General features: G+C 72.9%; 14 protein-coding genes. 8 read left to right on the forward strand and 6 right to left on the reverse strand.

What is annotated here, in order from left to right:
* Positions 1–46: 46 nt before the first annotated feature.
* The gene (locus tag ABEA87_RS06720) at positions 47–781 is read right to left on the reverse strand and encodes an SDR family NAD(P)-dependent oxidoreductase (RefSeq protein WP_345627065.1); all 735 of its coding nucleotides are present in this window, start codon (positions 779–781) and stop codon (positions 47–49) included.
* 14 nt (positions 782–795) lie between these two features.
* Positions 796–1,275 carry a peroxiredoxin gene (locus ABEA87_RS06725; protein WP_345627066.1) on the reverse strand — a complete coding sequence of 160 codons (480 nt, stop codon included), beginning with the start codon at positions 1,273–1,275 and terminating at the stop codon, positions 796–798.
* Between the two features lie 364 nt (positions 1,276–1,639).
* On the opposite strand from ABEA87_RS06725, the gene ABEA87_RS06730 reads away from it, so the two are divergent.
* On the forward strand, positions 1,640–2,194 hold the full coding sequence (locus ABEA87_RS06730) for a DUF1707 SHOCT-like domain-containing protein (RefSeq protein WP_345627067.1): 555 nt from the start codon (positions 1,640–1,642) through the stop codon (positions 2,192–2,194).
* Positions 2,195–2,230: 36 nt separating this feature from the next.
* Here ABEA87_RS06730 and ABEA87_RS06735 read toward each other — a convergent pair whose 3' ends face one another.
* Positions 2,231–3,253 carry a LacI family DNA-binding transcriptional regulator gene (locus ABEA87_RS06735; protein ID WP_345627069.1) on the reverse strand — a complete coding sequence of 341 codons (1,023 nt, stop codon included), beginning with the start codon at positions 3,251–3,253 and terminating at the stop codon, positions 2,231–2,233.
* Positions 3,254–3,397: 144 nt separating this feature from the next.
* Here ABEA87_RS06735 and ABEA87_RS06740 point away from each other — a divergent pair, with 144 nt between their 5' ends.
* Positions 3,398–5,038 carry a glycoside hydrolase family 43 protein gene (locus tag ABEA87_RS06740; protein WP_345627071.1) on the forward strand — a complete coding sequence of 547 codons (1,641 nt, stop codon included), beginning with the start codon at positions 3,398–3,400 and terminating at the stop codon, positions 5,036–5,038.
* A 76-nt stretch (positions 5,039–5,114) separates the two neighbouring features.
* Positions 5,115–6,857, forward strand: a complete 1,743-nt coding sequence (locus ABEA87_RS06745; RefSeq protein WP_345627073.1) for an AMP-binding protein — start codon at positions 5,115–5,117, stop codon at positions 6,855–6,857.
* Between the two features lie 19 nt (positions 6,858–6,876).
* Here the strand turns inward: ABEA87_RS06745 and ABEA87_RS06750 are convergent, their stop codons facing one another.
* Both ABEA87_RS06750 and ABEA87_RS06755 read right to left on the reverse strand, forming a co-directional pair.
* On the reverse strand, positions 6,877–7,443 hold the full coding sequence (locus ABEA87_RS06750) for a hypothetical protein (RefSeq protein ID WP_345627075.1): 567 nt from the start codon (positions 7,441–7,443) through the stop codon (positions 6,877–6,879).
* A gap of 132 nt (positions 7,444–7,575) precedes the next feature.
* Positions 7,576–8,331, reverse strand: coding sequence for an SDR family oxidoreductase (locus ABEA87_RS06755; RefSeq protein ID WP_345627077.1), 756 nt, complete (start codon positions 8,329–8,331; stop codon positions 7,576–7,578).
* Positions 8,332–8,564: 233 nt separating this feature from the next.
* Between ABEA87_RS06755 and ABEA87_RS06760 the strand changes: the two genes are divergently transcribed.
* The 5 genes from ABEA87_RS06760 (at position 8,565) to ABEA87_RS06780 (ending at position 15,020) form a co-directional block, all read left to right on the forward strand.
* A complete protein-coding gene (locus tag ABEA87_RS06760; RefSeq protein ID WP_345627078.1) occupies positions 8,565–9,452 on the forward strand; it encodes a pirin family protein in 888 nt (295 codons plus the stop codon).
* A complete protein-coding gene (locus ABEA87_RS06765) occupies positions 9,449–9,994 on the forward strand; it encodes a hypothetical protein (RefSeq protein ID WP_345627080.1) in 546 nt (181 codons plus the stop codon). The genes ABEA87_RS06760 and ABEA87_RS06765 overlap by 4 nt, the downstream gene beginning before the upstream one ends.
* A gap of 84 nt (positions 9,995–10,078) precedes the next feature.
* Positions 10,079–10,684: a TraR/DksA family transcriptional regulator gene (locus tag ABEA87_RS06770; RefSeq protein WP_345627081.1), complete on the forward strand. Its 606-nt coding sequence runs from the start codon at positions 10,079–10,081 to the stop codon at positions 10,682–10,684.
* Positions 10,685–11,087: 403 nt separating this feature from the next.
* Positions 11,088–12,455 (forward strand): DUF6745 domain-containing protein, encoded by a 1,368-nt coding sequence (locus ABEA87_RS06775; protein ID WP_345627083.1) that lies wholly within the window; start codon positions 11,088–11,090, stop codon positions 12,453–12,455.
* Positions 12,456–12,758: 303 nt separating this feature from the next.
* Entirely contained in the window at positions 12,759–15,020 is a 2,262-nt protein-coding gene (locus tag ABEA87_RS06780; protein WP_345627084.1) for an amylo-alpha-1,6-glucosidase, read from the forward strand.
* Here the strand turns inward: ABEA87_RS06780 and ABEA87_RS06785 are convergent.
* On the reverse strand, positions 15,017–15,781 hold the full coding sequence (locus ABEA87_RS06785) for a GNAT family N-acetyltransferase (protein ID WP_345627086.1): 765 nt from the start codon (positions 15,779–15,781) through the stop codon (positions 15,017–15,019). The two genes, ABEA87_RS06780 and ABEA87_RS06785, sit on opposite strands and share 4 nt — an antisense overlap.
* Between the last annotated feature and the right edge of the window lie 281 nt (positions 15,782–16,062).

Genomic DNA, 16,062 nt, shown 5'->3' on the forward strand with positions numbered 1-16,062 from the left:
ATCGTCGCCGGCGGTCCGGCCGGCGAACCGCCGGCCGGGTGCCCGCTCACACCTTGATCTGGGCGCCGTGTACCGCCGCGGACCCGTCCCCACACAGGAACGCGACGGTGTCGGCGATGGTCACGGGGTCCGTCCAGCCGCGGCGGTCGGCCTCCGGTTGACCGGCCCGGTTGCCCGGGGTGTCGATCACTCCGGGCAGGATCGCGTTGACCCGGATCCCGTCGCCCCAGTACTCGGCGTCCAGCGCGGCCACCAGCCCGAGCACCGCGGTCTTCGCGGTGAGGTAGCCGGCCGCGCCGGGGAACGCAGCGCCCGTCGCCCGGCTGGACACGCAGACCACGGCGCCGCCGCCGGCCGCCACGAGGGCCGGCAGCGCGGCCTGGCAGACCAGGTAGGTGGGGCGCAGGTTGCTCCGCAGCGCCGCCTCGAAGTCCTCGACCGGGGTCTCGTGCACCCGGCCGCCCATGGCGAAGCCGCCGACCAGGTTGACCACCGCGCGCAGCGGCCGGTCCGCGTCGCCGGTGGCGACCTGGACGCACCGGCGCACCGAGTCCGGGTCGAACACGTCGGCCTCGACCGGCACCAGCGCGTCGGGGACCGGTCCGGGTCGGGGCGCGGCATCAGACGCGCCGAGCCCGGCCGGTCGCATGGTCGGCAACCGGTCGAGCCCGGCCCGGGTGCGCCAGGGCACCACCACGCGCCAGCCGGCGGCCAGGAGAGTGCCGGTCACAGCGGCACCGAGACCCCCGGTGCCGCCGGTGACCAGTACGGTTCGGTTCATCGTCGTCCCAGGTCTCAGGCCGGCTGTCCGGCCAGTTCCTTGACCACCTTCAGGGCGCCCTGGACGTGGCCGTTGAACTGCATCTGGGACGAGAAGACGTGCCGGATGACGCCCTGGCGGTCGATCACGTAGGTGACCCGGCCGGGCAGGAGCCCCAGCGTGGTGGGTATGCCGTAGCGCCGACGCAGCTCGCCGCCGGAGTCGGCGACCAGGACGAACGGCAGGTTGTGCTTGCGCGCGAACTGGTCGTGGGAGTCGACGGAGTCCGAGCTGACCCCGACCACCTGCGCGCCCGCCTCGGAGAACACCTCGTAGGCGTCGCGGAACGCGCACGCCTCCTTGGTACAGCCGTAGGTGTCGTCTTTCGGGTAGAAGTAGAGCACGACCACCTTTTCCGCGTAGAGATCGTGCAGCGATACCTGCTCGCCGGTTTGGCTCGGAAGAGTGAAGTCGGGCGCCGGATCACCGGGCGCCAGCCCCTTGATGTTGGCCACGGCAAGAGGTTACCCGCCGGTACCCCGCGGTGCCACGCCCGCCGATCCGCCGCGCGGCGGCGCCGGTCGCGCCCGGCTCGACCGCGCCCGGCTCGACCGCGCCCGGCTCGACCGCGTAACGGTCGGGCCGCGTGCCGGTCAGCTCTCGGCCCGCTGGACCCGAACCCGCCGGTCCTGGACATTCTCCCGTTGATCACGCAGCAGACCAGCGTGCCCGGTAGCACCGCCGGCTGTCGTGGTTCGTGGCCGAGCACGGCATTCATCCGGTCGTCGGCGTTGCGGTGGGCGTGAGCGCCTTGAAGGGCGCGGCGGGAGGCTCCATTCTGGATAACATCCGCGGCACGCACCACGGCGTGGCGCGGGGATGGGTAACATCCAGGCGCGGCAGTGCATAGAGGCGGGGGTAGCCGACATGACGGCGCAGGGCGACGAACGCAGGGACCAACGATCCCGGCCCGAGGACGGGCTGCGAGCGGCGGACGAGGATCGTCAATGGGTGGCCGACCGGCTGCGCCTCGCGCTGGACCAGGGTCGGCTGCGGCTCGCCGAATACGACGACCGGCTGCGTGTGGCCTACGCGGCGCGCACGTACGCGGAGCTCAACGCGCTGCTCGACGATCTTCCTCCGCCCGTGGCCCCGGGGGCTGCCGCCGTGGTGCCGGCCGCCACGCCCACGTCACAGCCGGCGGCCGCGCCCACACCGGCGAACCAGGAATGGCGGATGCCGACCGCGCTCATGGTGCTCTGGACGATCTGGGGCGGCGCGGTCCTCATCAACGTGGTGGTGTGGTTGCTGGTCATGGTCGGCACCGGGCAGGCGGTCTACCCGTGGCCGATGTGGGTCGCGGGCCCCTCGGGCGCCGCGCTGCTGGCCACCACGATCGGCGTACGGGAGATCCACCGCCACCGCCGACGCTGAACCCCACGGCCGGTCGGGTCTTGCCCGCCGGCCGGTTCAGTGGCGCGCGCCCGGCGCCGCCGTGCTGGCGCGGACCACCAGCGGGGTGGCCAGCTCCACCCGGGGCGTTTCCAGCTCCTCGCCGTTGATAAGGCTGAGCAGCATGCGCGCGCCCATGCCGGCCATCTCGGTCAGCGGCTGCCGGATCGTGGTCAGCGGCGGGATGGCCCACCGCGCCTCGTCCAGGTCGTCGAAGCCGACCACGCTCATGTCGTCGGGCACCCGCAGGCCCCGTTCGTACAGCGCCTCGTAGGCACCCAGGGCCATCTGGTCGGCGCAGACGAAGACCGCGGTCGGCGGCACCGGCAGGTCCAGCAGCGCCATGGTCTCCCGGTAACCCGTCGGGCTGAGGAAGTCGCCGGAGCGCACGTATCCCGGCCGCACCTTGAGCCCGGCGCCGCTGATCGCGGCCCGGTAGCCGTCCATCCGCGCCCGGCTGCACAGCACGTCGGGCGGTCCACCGATGACCGCTATCCGCTCGTGGCCGAGGCCGATCAGGTGCTGCGTGGCGGTCAGCCCGCCGGCCCAGTTGGTAGCGCCGACGGAGGGCACCTTCGGGGCGGGCTGACCGGCCGGGTCCACGATCACCACCGGGATGCCCAGATCGTCGAGCTGGGCCTGCTGGCCGGCGGAGAGCTGGGACAGGATGAGCAGCACGCCGTCGGAGCGCCGGGCGGCCAGGTTCTCCAGCCAGCGGCGGTCCGGACGGGTGCGGTGGCGGCCGTGCACCGCCGAGACCACCACCCCGGTGCCGGCCCGGTGGGTGACCTCCTCCACGCCGGCCAGGATCTCCATCGCCCACGGGCTGCCCAGGTCGACGAAGACCAGGTCGATGAGACCGACCCGGTGGTCGGGCCGGGCGCGGCGCGGCTGGTATCCGCGCTGGCGCAGCAGCTGCTCCACCCGCTCCCGGGTGCCGGTGGCCACGTCGGGCCGGCCATTGACCACCTTGGACACTGTCGGAACGGAGACGCCGGCGGCGGCCGCGATCTCGGACATGGTGGTCCGGCTCTGTGACATAGAGGGGAGTTTACCTCGAAAGTTTCGGGATTTGGAACCCCGAATTTTCATGACTATTGACGGAGAATCGCCGAGTGACTTAGGGTCCGGCAACCGAAACTTATCGGAATCGTCGTCGAAAAGGCCGGCGTCCGAAGGGATGACATGACCACCGATGTCACCGCGTCCGTTTCCCTCATCCACAATCCGGTGCTGCCCGGCTTCGACCCGGATCCGTCGATCCTGCGGGTCGCCGACGACTACTACCTGGCCACCTCGACCTTCGAGTGGTACCCGGGGGTGCGCGTGCACCACTCGCGGGACCTGGTGCACTGGCGCACCCTCGGCGGCATCCTGACCGAGCGGCGGCTGCTCGACCTGTCCGGGGCGGGCGACTCCTGCGGGATCTGGGCGCCCGACCTGTCCTATGTGGACGGCCGCTTCTATCTGGTCTTCACGGACACGGCCAGCTTCGAGAGCGGCTACTGGGATCCGCGCAACTACGTGGTCACCGCACCGGACATCGCGGGGCCGTGGTCGGATCCGGTCCCGCTGCACGGCCACGGCTTCGACCCGTCCTTCTTCCACGACGAGGACGGCAGCACCTGGATGCTGTCGATGAGCGCGGACTGGCGTCCGGGCCGTGAGCGGTTCGCCGGCATCGAGGCCCGGCGGTTCGACCGGGCCGGCATGCGCCTGGTCGGCCCGGTGCACCGGCTGTTCGAGGGCACGTCGGCGGGGATGACCGAGGGCCCACGGCTGTACCGCGGGAACGGCTGGTATTACCTGGTGACCGCGGAGGGCGGCACCAGCTGGGAGCATCAGGTGACCGTCGCCCGGTCGAGTTCGCTGACCGGGCCGTACCAGGTGGACCCGGCCGGTCCGCTGCTCACCTCCCGGGGCCGCCCCGACCTGTCGCTACAGAAGGCGGGCCACGGCTCGCTCGTGCGGACCCCGGCCGGGGAGTGGTATCTGGCGCACCTGACCGCCCGGCCGTACGAGCCGCTGGGGGACTGCGTCCTGGGCCGGGAGACCGCCATCCAGCGGGTCGACTGGACCGAGGACGGCTGGCCCCGGGTGGCCGGCGCGGTGCCGGCGGTGCGGGTGGCCGGGCCGGACCTGCCGGCGCACCCCTGGCCGGCGGAGCCGGAGGTCGACGACTTCGACTCGCCCCAGCTCGGCCCGCAGTGGAGCACGCTGCGCCGGCCCGCCTCGGCGGACTGGCTGACGCTCGCGGCCCGTCCGGGACACCTGAGGATCCACGGGGGACAGTCGCCGGTGGGCCGCACCCGGCCGAGCCTGGTCGGCCGGCGGGTCACCGCGCCGCGCTGTGCGCTGGAGACCGTGATGGAGTTCGAACCGGCCGGGTTTCGGCAGCTCGCCGGCGTCACGGCGTACTACAACACGCGCAACTGGCACTACGCGTACGTGACCCTCGATGACGACGGCCGCCGGGTGCTGGAGGTGCTCAGCTGCGACTCCGGGCGGCGCACCGGCCACCCGTCGGCACGGGTCGAGTTGGCCGGCGCCGGCCCGGTCGCGTTGCGCGTGGAGTTCGACGGCCCGGTGGTGCGCTTCGGCTACGACCGGGGCGCTGGCTGGCACGACCTGCCGGTCGAGCTCGACGCGACCATCCTGTCGGACGAGCACGCCGCCCGAGTCGTGCGCGGCGAGCCGGAGGCGTGGGGCTTCACCGGCGCCTTCGTCGGCCTGTGGGTGCAGGATCTCGGGGCCGACGGCGGGTACGCGGACTTCGACCGGGTGCGCTTCTCGACCCGGCCGGGCGACGACGGGGCGGTGAAGTGAACGCCGCCCGTCGCTAGCCCGCGATCGGACCGGGGTTCTATTGTCAACGGCGACATCGTCGGCACGGGGAGGCGGCATGGCGGCGACCGTTGGCACCGAGTCCTTTCGCGCGGCACGCGACTTCCTGCTGGCCCACGCGGAGGACTACGACACGGCGTACCGCGAGTTCGAGTGGCCTCGGCTGGCCGAGTTCAACTGGGCGCTGGACTGGTTCGACGTGGTGGCCGAGGGCAACGACCGGCCGGCCCTGTGGATCGTCGAGCAGGACGGTGCCGAGACGAAGTTGTCCTTCGCGCAGCTGTCGCGCCGCTCCAACCAGCTCGCCAACTGGCTGCGCGACCTGGGCGTGCGCCGCGGCGACCGGCTGGTGCTGATGCTGGGCAACCAGGTGGAACTGTGGGAGACGATCCTCGCCACGATGAAGCTCGGCGCGGTGCTGATCCCGGCCACCCCGCTGCTGGGCCCGGTCGACCTGCGCGACCGGGTGCGGCGCGGCGGCGCGCGCCACGTGGTGGTCGGCTCGGTGGACGCGCCCAAGTTCGACGGCGTACCGGGGGACTACACCCGGATCGCGGTCGGCCCGCCGGTGCCGGGCTGGCAGGAGTACGCGCGGGCATACGAGGCGCCCACCGACTTCGTGCCGGACGGCGTCACCCGGGCCGACGACACGCTTCTGCTCTACTTCACCTCCGGCACCACCGCCCTGCCCAAGCTGGTCGAGCACACCCACGCGTCGTACCCGGTCGGGCATTTGTCCACCATGTACTGGATCGGCCTGCGCCCCGGCGACACGCACCTCAACATCTCCTCGCCCGGCTGGGCGAAGCACGCCTGGAGCAACGTCTTCGCGCCGTGGAACGCCGAGGCGTGCGTGTTCATCTACAACTACGCGCGCTTCGACGCGTCCCGGCTGCTGCGGGAGATGGAGCGCTGCGGGGTCACCAGCTTCTGCGCCCCGCCGACCGTGTGGCGGATGCTCATCCAGGCCGACCTGGCCTCGCTGCGCACCCCGCCGGAGAAGGCGGTCGGCGCCGGTGAGCCGCTCAACCCCGAGGTCATCGACCAGGTCCGCAAGGCGTGGGGGGTGACCATCCGGGACGGCTTCGGGCAGACCGAGACCACCGTGCAGGTGGCGAACACACCCGGGCAGCCGGTCAAGCCGGGGTCGATGGGCCGGGCCACCCCGGGGTACCGGGTGGAGCTGGTCGATCCGCTCACCGGGGAGGTGGCCGAGGAGGGCGAGATCTGCCTCGACCTCACCGACCGCCCGCTCGGGCTGATGGTCGGCTACCACGGTGACCCGGAACGGACCGCGGAGGCGATGGCCGGCGGCTTCTACCACACCGGCGACATGGCTTCCCGCGACGACGAGGGGTACCTGACGTACGTGGGGCGCGCGGACGACGTGTTCAAGGCGTCGGACTACCGCATCTCGCCGTTCGAGCTGGAGAGCGTGCTGATCGAGCACGAGGCGGTGGCCGAGGCCGCGGTGGTGCCCTCGCCCGACCCGCTGCGGCTGGCGGTGCCCAAGGCGTACCTGGTGCTGGCCGCCGGATGGCAGCCGTCGGAGGAGACCGCAGCCGCGATCTTCGCGCACTGCCGTGCCAACCTGGCGCCGTTCAAGCGGATCCGTCGGCTGGAGTTCGCGGACCTGCCGAAGACCATCTCGGGGAAGATCCGGCGGGTGGAGCTGCGGGCCGGCGAGGCGGTCAAGCACCTCGACCCGCAGGCGCGCCCGGACGGCGAGTACCGGGACGAGGACTTTCCGCCGCCGGTCGAGGCCGCGGCGCCGCCGGCCGGATCGATGCCCCCGGCCTGACGCCGCGGCGCCCGGCCGGTCAGGTGCGCGCGTTCAGCAGGATGGCCAGCAGCGTCCCCAGCACGCCGACGCCGACCAGCGCCTGCAGGATCAGCGCCGGGCCCAGGTGGCTCCAGATGTTGGCGCCGCGCGGCTTGAGGGTGCGGCCGGTCGACAGGTTCTCGATGGCCACCACCCGGGGCGGCTGGTACGGATCGCGCTGGCGGCGCACCGAGATCCGGACCCGGTCCCGCAGCACCAGGGCGCCCTGGGACAGGTGCCCGTGGACCTCGACCGGGGTGATGGTGCCGTCGATGTCGGTCAGCCACACCTGGGTCACCTGGAATTCGGGCCCCTTGCGCAGGTCCTTGAACTTACGCGCCGGGCCCTGCGCGGCCGGCGTCCTGACCAGGGCCCCGAGCATCCGGCTCGCCGCCCTGGCCACCGCCGTCGCGCCGACCACGCCGGCGGCGAAGTGCGCGCTGACCCGCACGTCCCGCCCGTACGCGTCGTCGATGCGCACCACCCAGCCGTAGATCATGTGCCGCCGAGGAATCGGCTCGGGCTTCGTGTTGGAAAGGATCGGTAGGAAGTCTGTCCCATACATGTGTCACCACCGATAGGCCGGCCCCCCGGACCATCAGGATAGCCGGATACCGATGGATGAACACACTATGTGACTTCTCACGTACTCATTGTTCCTCACGTAGGGGATTCATCGTCCTCACGTAGGGGGGATCTACACCCCGCCGCCGAGCGTGACGCCACCGTCGACGGCGAGGGTCTGGCCGGTGATCCAGGCCGCGTCATCGGAGGCCAGGAACGCGACCGCGGACGCGACGTCGGGCGGTACGCCCAGGCGGCGCAGCGGGTACGCCTGCGCGACCTGCTCCTCGCGCCCGTCGTACAGCGCCGTGGCGAACCTGGTCTTCACCACCGCGGGCGCCACCGCGTTGACCCGGACCGACGGTCCCAGCTCGACGGCGAGCTGCGCGGTGAGCTGGATCAGTGCCGCCTTGCTCACGCCGTATAAGCCGATGCCGGTGGCCGGCCGCAGCCCGGCCACCGAGGCGACGTTGACCACCGCGCCGCCGTGCGCGCCCAACCACGCCCGATGGGTCGCGCGCAACCAGCCCAGCGCGGCGATCACGTTAACCTCAACCGTCTTGCGCGCGGCGCCCAGGTCGAGGTCGAGCAGCGGCCCGTACGCGGGGTTGATGCCGGCATTGTTGACCAGGACGTCGAGCCGGCCGTACTCGCCGATCACCCGTTCCACAGTGGACAATTGGTGCGCTTCGTCGTCGGCCTTCCCGGCCACGCCGATCGCGTGCGGCGCGCCGCCGAGGGAGTCGACCGCCTCACGCAGCCCGTCCTGTTTCCGGCCGGTCAGGCAGACCCGGCCGCCCTCCGCCACGATGCGCTGCGCGATGGCCAGGCCGATGCCACGGCTGGCGCCGGTCACCAGCGCCACGCGTCCGTCAAAGCGAGAAGTCATGTGCCACCGTACCGCCGCGGCGATGCGCGGTCCGGACCGGAAGTACGGGCCACACGCGCCCTCGATGTCCGGCATAGTGGACGTGCCGCCGTGAACCACGGCGCGAGCAGGGAGGCCAGCGATGAGTGAGCGCGGCGAGCGATTCACGGGGCACCTGGTCGCGACCCTTCGCGCCGATGAGCGAGGCGAGACGCCGATGAGTGAGCGAAGCCTGTCAGGGAAGGTAGGGCTCGATGAGTGACTCGCAGCCCGTGCCGCTGCGCCGGGTGGATCGGGTACACACCAAGACGGTCTTCGGACCGGACACGCAGGTGGACGCGAAGGCCGTCATCATCGCACCGGACAACGTCGGGCTCACCGACCCGTTCCTGGTGCTCAGCGAGGACTGGTTCTCCTCCGCCGGATTCAGTTGGCACCCGCACCGGGGTGTGGAGACCGTGACCCTGGTGCTCGACGGCGTACTGGAGCACGGGGACAGCCTCGGTAACGCGGGCGCGTTGGAGCCCGGCGACGTGCAGTGGATGACCGCCGGCAGCGGGATCATCCACCGTGAGCTGGCCTTTCGCGACGAGTACGCGCACACGCTGCAGCTGTGGGTCAACCTGCCCGCCGACCGCAAGCTCGTGGCGACCCGGTACCAGGATCTGCGGGCCCGCGCTCACGCGGAGTACGCGGGCGATGGCGTGAGCGTCGCGGTGGTGTCGGGTAGCTCCGGCGGCGTCACCGGTCCGGCCGCCAACCATTGGCCGATCCTTGGCCTGCTGCTCACCCTCGATCCGGCCACCGAACACCTTCAACTGCTGCCGGCCGACCACCGGGCGTTCTGTTACGTGCTGGACGGCCGTGTGACCATCGCCGGCCGCTCGGTGGAGTCGGGCCAGATCGCCTGGTCAGACCCTGTCGGCGAGGAGGAGAACGCGACCGCGCTGCCGTTGTCCACGCCGGAGGCCGACGAGCGGACCAGGGTGATGCTGTTCGCGGGCCGGCCGTTGAACGAACCGGTGGTCGCGGGCGGCCCGTTCGTGATGAACAGCAAGGCGCAGATCCAGCAGGCGTTCGCCGACTTTCACGCCGGTAAGTTCGGCGACATCCCGCGCCGAGCCCGGCTGCTCACCCGATGACCCCCACGGCCGGCGGTGTACCCGCCGAGAACGCCCGGCGCCGCGCCGGCGGTGTGACCGTCCGGTACGGGCGGCCTGACCTGCGCGGGCGGCGTGACCGGGCCATGTACCCTGGGCCGAGGATGTCCGGCCACGCGCACCGACGGCACCCGGCGACGCTCGTTCTCGCCGCCGCGTTGGCCTGTGCGCTGGTGTGGCTTGGCGTCCTCGCCGCCACGAATGACGATCCGATCTCCCGGGGCGACCACGCCGGGGTCGCCGTCACGCAGCAGAGCGTGCAGCACTTCGCCCAACGCGTCACCGCCCGGCCGGGGCACATCAGGGTGGGGGTCACCTCCGCTTCCCAGGGCGCGGCCGGCGGCGCCGCCCTGCGTGCCACGGCCATCGTCCTGCAGGCCCTGTTTGGCCTCGGCGCGGTGGGCTGGCGGGTCACGGCACGGCACCGAGCACAGCTGCACGGCGTGCGCGCGCCGCCGGTCCTTTCCGCGCGGTCACGCCTCTCGCGCCGGCAACTCGCCGCCGCCAACCTCTCCATCGCCTGACCGGTCGGTTCCCGACCGCTCCACCGCCGGACACGTCCGTTCCGGCCGCATTCCCGTACCAGCCCTCCGTTCCTGGAGACCAGCATGTCTGGCACACATTTGCCCACCCCCGAACCACCACGCCCGGAACTCCTGCTCAGCCTGCCGACGCTGCGCGCGCGGCTCGAGGAGCAGCGGCAGTTCCGCATCGAGCAGATCGCCGCGCTCATGGGCGTCGGCGGCGCGCACGCCGGGTCCCTGGACGGCGTCCCCGGCGTCGATTCCGCCACCGACAACGCACAGAGCCAGGTCACGGCCGCCCTCCTGGCCGGCGCGCGGCGGGCACTGACCGACATCGAGACCGCCCTGTACCGCATCATGAACGGTCAGTACGGCTCCTGCCTGCAGTGCGGGGCACCGATCGGCATGCAGCGGCTGCGCACCCTGCCGCAGACGGCGCTGTGCGCCGACTGCCACCGGGCCCGTGGCGCCCGCGCCACCGAGGCGTCCGCCGCGGGACCGAGCCGTGGCGTGCCGGCCCGTCCGGCCTCGGTACCCGGCCCGGCCTCGACGCCCAGCCCGGCGTCGGTGCCCCGTCCGGCCTCGACGCCCGAGGGTGCGCCGGATGCCATGGCCGCCCCGACCGAGGCCGATCCGGCGGCTGGGGCCGATTCGACGGCCCGCACCCCGTCCGGATCCGTCGGGGCCTGATTCGTCGGGGAGGCTGGGCCCGGGTGCGATATCCGGCCCGCCTCCCCACGCGCGACGCATTCGCCGCGAATGGCCATCCCGATCGGCGGTCCGCAGACCGATCTCGGACAGCTATGCCGCGCGGCGGAGCGTTCGCGCGCTCGAATGGGGTCGCTCGCCGGGTCCTCGCAGATCGCGGCCGCATCATCGCCGAGCGGCGCCACCGGCCATTACGTAGACTTCACTCGTCAGGACAGCCACGTGTCCTACCAACGCCCGGGCCCCGCGGCCGATCGACTGAGGTGATCAGGGCATAATCGCCGCCAGAATATTTCACATATTTGGTTTCGCCAACACTTGGGACGACGCAGCGCCTTTCGTATTCTGTCAATAGCCCTTTATGTGGCGGAAGCGAGCATTTCAGATGGCGAATCCTCAGGTACGCAGCCTGACGGGGGAGCAGTGGCACCTCGTCGATCAGGTGCGTGCCGAGTGGCTGACGCACGCGCTCGCGACGAGGCCCGCCGATCGTGCCGCCGCCGAGTATGCCATCGCCCGCCTGTACGAGCTGCGGGGGCTCGGACCGCCCCGGTTCGTCTGGGTGGACTCGCCGGCCAGCGGCAGCCTTGCCCTGTGGCTGCTGTCGGGAGTCACCACCGAGGAGGGCACGCCGCTGACCGCCACGCTGCGCGAGGCGCTGTCCGACCCGCTGTGGGACGCCCTGGGCGGCCGGCTGCGCGACTCCGTGTCGGCGTCGCTGGCCGAGTCCATCGCGGACCTGCTGCCCCGGACCGGCCGGCCGCGCGATCTGCTGCGCGACCCGTACCGTTCGTTCGCCGAGGCGGCGACCGGGCTGTTCGGCCTCGACCTGCTCAGCGGCTACCCGCCCTGGTGGGAGTGGGCGACCCTGTTCCGCAACGTGCGGCGCATGCCCGAGCCGGTGCGGCGCCAGCGGCTGCGTGACGCGTCGCTGGGCGACGCGCTGCGCCGCGCGGTCGACCGGCAGCTGCACCCGTCGCTGCGCCGGACGATCGAGCGCTCCTGGGCACCGATCGACCTGGAGAACGTGCTGCGCGCGCAGCGTCAACTGCTGCGGGACGCGCTGCTGACCAAGCTCGGCGACCCGGCCGGCTGGGAGGGCGACGCGGTGCGGTCCTCGCTCGCGCGGTCGCTGCGCGCGTCGGCGACCGCCCAGCGGGGCGGCCTGGGCGAGCTCGGCTGGGTCGCGCGGTACGACCTGTACCACCGGATCGGTGCGGTCGATTACCACCCCAACGCCCTGCTGCGGCTGAACCTGGTGGCCGACGCGGTGCGGGCGGCCGGCCGCTGGTGGCCTCACCCGGCGGCGTGCGTGGTGGCGGAGCGGCCCTTCCGGCTGGCGGTCGAGCAGACGGAGTCCGGCCTGCGGCTGCACAGCGCGCAGGGGCCGGCGCTGGCCTACCGGGACGGCTTCGCCGGGTACGCGTGGCACGGCGTGCCGGTGCGCCCGCAGGTCATCGGCGGCGAGGTGACCGGCCGGGACTGGGAGCGGGAATCGGAGCCGGACGTGCGGCGGGCCATAGCGGAGCGGATGGGCTATGACTGGCTGCTCGGCCGGGTGCCGGCTCAGCGGATCGCGACCGACGAGTCCGGCACGCTCTGGCAGCTGCCGCACGATCTCGTCCTGCTCGAGGCCACGGGCGAGGCGCCCGGCGTACCGGGGCCGGCCCGGCGCCGGGTGGTCCCGGCGCCGCCCGGCCAGCGGGTACCGCGCGACGCCGCACGGGTGGCCTTCGGCGCCGAAAAACCCTGAACCCACCCTTCGCTTGCTCCCGCGCGGGCCTCCGGTAACCACCCGTGCCGCGGTCCGGCCACTGTGCCGGCGACACTGTGCCGGTGGGCTCGACGGCGGTCGGCTCGACGGCGGTGGCGGCGTGGCGGCGGCGGCGGTGGCGGCGTGGCGGCGGTCACGTCCGCCGGGCAGGTTGCCCCTCTCCGAGGTCTTGAATGATCCGCTCGGATTGGGGATGATTAAAGACGATAAAATCGTTCATAAGGGGCGGATGACACGGAGCATCCCGCGCGGCGGGCCTCTCGCCCCGAGGGGAGGCGTCGGGTGACCATCACCCCGCACCGGCGGCCCCTGCAGCCGATGCTGCACGACCTCACGGTGACCGTGCGCGCTCCGGTCAGCGCGCTGTCCGGCCAGGATGGCCAGATCCGCGCGCGCGGCGTGCAGGGCGTCTTCTACGCCGACTGCCGCGCGCTGTCCGAGGCGGTGCTGCGGATCGACGGCATCGAGCCGGAGTCGGTTCTGCACACGCTGGACGGCCCGCACTCGGCGTGGTTCGTGGCGCTGGTCCGCGGGTTGGGCGACACCGGGCCGGACCCGACCGTGCGGGTGGACCGGCTGCGCCGGATGGCACCGGATGGGCTGTCCGAGGAGATCCGGCTGGCCTCGACCGCGTCCGCTCCCGTGCGCGTCACCGTCACCGTCGACCTAGGCTGCGACCTGGCCGCGATGAGGTCGGTTCGCCGGGGCGGCACCGGAGTGTCGCTGCCGGCCCGGCGGGCCGGCGCCGACCTGGTCTGGTCGACACCCGGCACCTCGGTGCGCGTCACCGCCGAGGGCGCCGAGATCTCTCCCGCCGCTGATTCCGCCATCGACCCCGGTATTGATCCCGCGATTGACCCCGGTATGGACCCCGGTATTGACCCCGCAGCCGGTTCCGCGGTGGGGGACGGGTCGGCGCGGGCCCGGCTGAGCTGGCCGGTCGACCTGCCGCCGGGCCGGACCGTGACCCTGCGCTGGCGGGTCCGGGTGGCCACGATGGCCGCCGTGGTCACCGCGGCCGACGGGCCGGTCGAGTGGTCCACCCCCGAGGTGGTCGCCGACGACCGCCGGCTGGTCCGGCTGCTGCACCGGTCGATGGCGGACCTGGCGGCGCTGCGCCTGGCCGAGCCGTCCGGCCCCGGCGACACCTTCCTCGGCGCCGGCGTCCCGTGGTATCTGACGCTGTTCGGCCGGGACAGCATCTGGGCCGCCCGGATGCTGCTGCCGACCGGCACCGGGCTGGCCGCCGGCACGCTGCGCGCGCTGGCCCGCCGGCAGGGCGCGCGGGTCGACCCGGTGTCCGGCGAGGAGCCCGGCAAGATCATGCATGAGCTGCGGTACAGCGGCGTGTTCGCCGTGCGGGCGGGCGACGCACCGGCCGCGTACTACGGCACGGTCGACGCCACGCTGCTGTGGATTGCCCTGCTGCACGACGCGTGGCGGTGGGGGTTGCCCGAGCCGGAGGTGGCCGCGCTGCTGCCCCAGCTGCGCGCGGCGCTGGGCTGGCTGGACCGGTACGCCGACCTGGACGGCGACGGCTTCGTCAGCTACCTCGATCGCGATGGGAGAGGGCTGGCCAACCAGGGCTGGAAGGACTCCGGGGACTCGGTGCGCTTCCGCGACGGCACGATCGCGCGGGGCCCGATCGCGCTGTGCGAGGTGCAGGGCTACGCGTACCAGGCCGCGCTGCACGGTGCGGCGCTGCTGTCCGCCTTCGATCAGCCCGGGGCGCGGCACTGGCGGGAGTACGCGGCCGACCTGGCGCGGCGGTTCCGGGCGAGATTCTGGGTGGACGGGCCGCTCGGGCCGTACCCGGCCCTGGCTCTGGATCGCGACGGCCGCCCGGTGGACTCGCTGACCAGCAACATCGGTCACCTGCTGGGCACCGGCCTGCTCGACGAGGCGGAGTCCGGGCACGTGGCGCGGGCGCTGGCCGGGCCCGCCCTGTCCGGCGGCTACGGCCTGCGCACCATGTCCACCGAAGACGCCGGATTCAGCCCACTGTCCTACCACTGCGGCTCGGTGTGGCCGCACGACACGGCGATCGCCGTGGCCGGGCTGGCCCGGGCCGGGTTCGGTGCGGAGGCCGCCCGGCTGGCCGACGGCGTCCTGGCCGCGGCCGAGTCCTTCGGGTACCGGCTGCCCGAACTGTACGGCGGCGACGACCGCGAGACGCCGGGCCGCCCGGTGCCGTACCCGATGGCGTGTCACCCGCAGGCGTGGTCGGCCGCCGCCGGGGTGGCGATCCTGGCGGCGGCGCTGGGCCTGGAGCCCGACGTACCGGCCGGGGAGTTGCGCCTGCGGCCGATGCCCGGTGCGCCCCTGGGCGCCATCGCGGCGCGGGGGCTGCGGGTGGCCGGGGCGGCGGTGGGCGCCACGCTGGACGGCACCGGCCGGATCATCGTCGACGGGCTGCCGGGCTCGGTACGGGTGGTGGGCCCGGCGGCGCCGGCGATCCCGGCCCAGGCGCACGACGGCGGGCCGGGCCCGGCCGTGCCGTCCGTGGCCGTCGCCGGGCCGGGTGGCGGACCGCCGCCGAACTAGCGGGGCAGTGGCTTGGCCATACCGACGTCATCGACGTACCGACCGTCGATCAGGAACTCGTCGACACCGCGGTTCTCGATGGCGTACCCGTGGCGCTCGTAGAGCCGGATCGCGGTCGGGTTACTGCCCAGGACGCTCAGGCTCAGCTTCCGGGCGCCCTTGTCGACGGCCGTCCGTTCGGCCGCGGCCAGCAGCGCCGACGCGACGCCCATCCGGCGCGCGTCCGGTGCCACCACCAGCCCGATGATCGCGTAGACGCCGTCGCCCTCGACCAGTTCGTACTTGGGTCGTGTGCAGACCCGGCCGACCAGCTCCCCGCCGAGCTGCGCGACCAGGTGGTGCTCCGGCACCTTGCTGTCGCGGAAGAACGACTCCCGCTGCTCGGTGTGGAATGACGGAAAGCCCGACCCGGCGGTCCACGACGTGGCGTCGAGATCGAGCAGTGCGGCGTCGTCCGCGAGCGTCGCGGGGCGCACCAGGGGAGCCCAGTCGACCGCGAGCTCGTCCTGCGTGGCGAAGCGCAGCAGGTGGCGGGCGATGACGTCCTGCACCCCGGTCAGGTCCTCGGCGTTGCTGGCCCTGGCGACCAGGTCGATCCGGTCGGCCGACGGCACGAGCGAGCACGCGCCCAGGCTCAGCGTGACGCTGCCGCGTCCCTCGTCGTCCAGGTCGGCGGGCGCCCCATGGCTCAGGTGGGAGACCAGCTGTTTGACGTAGCGGTCGGGGCGGGTGGTGGCGATCCGCGCGGCCGAGTAGTACATCGATCATCGCCCTTCATGCCGTTGGGGAGCGGTCGGCTCCCGCCGGGGTGGCCGGTGACATCGGGGGCAATGGTCAACACTGATTGTCGATCTGTCAACCGGCGGGAAACTGTCCCGGATGGCGCGGCCCGGTAACGGCCCCGCCGAACCGGTACGCCTCCCGCTGGGTCGGGTTGCGCGGGAACGAACGAACGCCGCTTTTCGAATGCGCGCATTCGCCGGTATCGGGCTCGCCCGGTGCGTCTCGCGGCGAATCGGAAACCGCACGATATCCGGCGTCT

The organism is Rugosimonospora acidiphila (assembly GCF_039543385.1).
Taxonomy (GTDB): domain Bacteria; phylum Actinomycetota; class Actinomycetes; order Mycobacteriales; family Micromonosporaceae; genus Rugosimonospora; species Rugosimonospora acidiphila.

Coding starts and splice junctions, on each gene's coding strand:
- ABEA87_RS06785 (WP_345627086.1), bottom strand. CDS start 15,781: ATGTACTACTCGGCCGCGCGGATCGCCACCACCCGCCCCGACCGCTAC.
- ABEA87_RS06735 (WP_345627069.1), bottom strand. CDS start 3,253: ATGTCACAGAGCCGGACCACCATGTCCGAGATCGCGGCCGCCGCCGGC.
- ABEA87_RS06730 (WP_345627067.1), top strand. CDS start 1,640: ATGGGTAACATCCAGGCGCGGCAGTGCATAGAGGCGGGGGTAGCCGAC.
- ABEA87_RS06750 (WP_345627075.1), bottom strand. CDS start 7,443: ATGTATGGGACAGACTTCCTACCGATCCTTTCCAACACGAAGCCCGAG.
- ABEA87_RS06760 (WP_345627078.1), top strand. CDS start 8,565: ATGAGTGACTCGCAGCCCGTGCCGCTGCGCCGGGTGGATCGGGTACAC.
- ABEA87_RS06770 (WP_345627081.1), top strand. CDS start 10,079: ATGTCTGGCACACATTTGCCCACCCCCGAACCACCACGCCCGGAACTC.
- ABEA87_RS06765 (WP_345627080.1), top strand. CDS start 9,449: ATGACCCCCACGGCCGGCGGTGTACCCGCCGAGAACGCCCGGCGCCGC.
- ABEA87_RS06720 (WP_345627065.1), bottom strand. CDS start 781: ATGAACCGAACCGTACTGGTCACCGGCGGCACCGGGGGTCTCGGTGCC.
- ABEA87_RS06745 (WP_345627073.1), top strand. CDS start 5,115: ATGGCGGCGACCGTTGGCACCGAGTCCTTTCGCGCGGCACGCGACTTC.
- ABEA87_RS06755 (WP_345627077.1), bottom strand. CDS start 8,331: ATGACTTCTCGCTTTGACGGACGCGTGGCGCTGGTGACCGGCGCCAGC.
- ABEA87_RS06775 (WP_345627083.1), top strand. CDS start 11,088: ATGGCGAATCCTCAGGTACGCAGCCTGACGGGGGAGCAGTGGCACCTC.
- ABEA87_RS06740 (WP_345627071.1), top strand. CDS start 3,398: ATGACCACCGATGTCACCGCGTCCGTTTCCCTCATCCACAATCCGGTG.